This is a genomic window from Novosphingobium sp. B-7, assembly GCF_000410615.1.
In the GTDB taxonomy this organism is placed as follows: domain Bacteria; phylum Pseudomonadota; class Alphaproteobacteria; order Sphingomonadales; family Sphingomonadaceae; genus Novosphingobium; species Novosphingobium capsulatum.
Map to the genome: position 1 here is coordinate 1 of NZ_APCQ01000215.1, position 601 is coordinate 601.

General features: G+C 61.7%; 1 protein-coding gene. It reads left to right on the forward strand.

Annotated features, from left to right (window positions below; translation table 11 throughout):
- Window positions 1–205: 205 nt before the first annotated feature.
- Window positions 206–601, forward strand: a 396-nt coding sequence (locus tag H926_RS25205; RefSeq protein ID WP_022674849.1) for an Arm DNA-binding domain-containing protein, incomplete at its 3' end; no start/stop codon positions are given.

Here is a 601-nt window from a genome sequence, read left to right on the forward strand (position 1 = left end):
AATCCTGCCCCCGCAACCATATCCAATCATGCCAAACCGTTTCAGGATATCCTGGAGCGGTTTTTTTATGCCTTTTTTCTGTGGCTTACGCCCGAGTCGCGCCTTCTCAGGATGGCTCTCCGGACCCCACCGAACACCAGGACGTCGATTTGCATTTGGGGGTATTTTATGGGGTAATCGCCGCAACCCCAGCGGAGTACCCCAGATGGCGCTCAAGGAACTCGAAGTCCGCTACGCGAGCAAGCGGCAGAAGGACTACAAGCTCGCCGATGGCGAGGGCCTGTACCTGCTCGTCCGGCCCAACGGCTCGAAGCTGTGGCGGATGAAGTACCGGTTCGACGGCAAGGAGAAGTTGCTCTCCTTCGGCCGCTATCCCGATCTCAGCCTTGCCGAGGCGCGGCTACGCCGCGCGGAGGCCAGAGTGGCGCTGGGGCAGGGCAGGGACCCTGGTGCCAGCAACAGGTCGCCAGCGGGAAACACGTTCGAGCAGGCGGCGCGGGCCTGGCATGAGAACCGCGAGGGCAATCTCGACGAAGGCCACGCCAAGCGACTGATGACACGACTTGAGCGTGATGCTTTTCCAGTGCTCGGCAATCGGCCG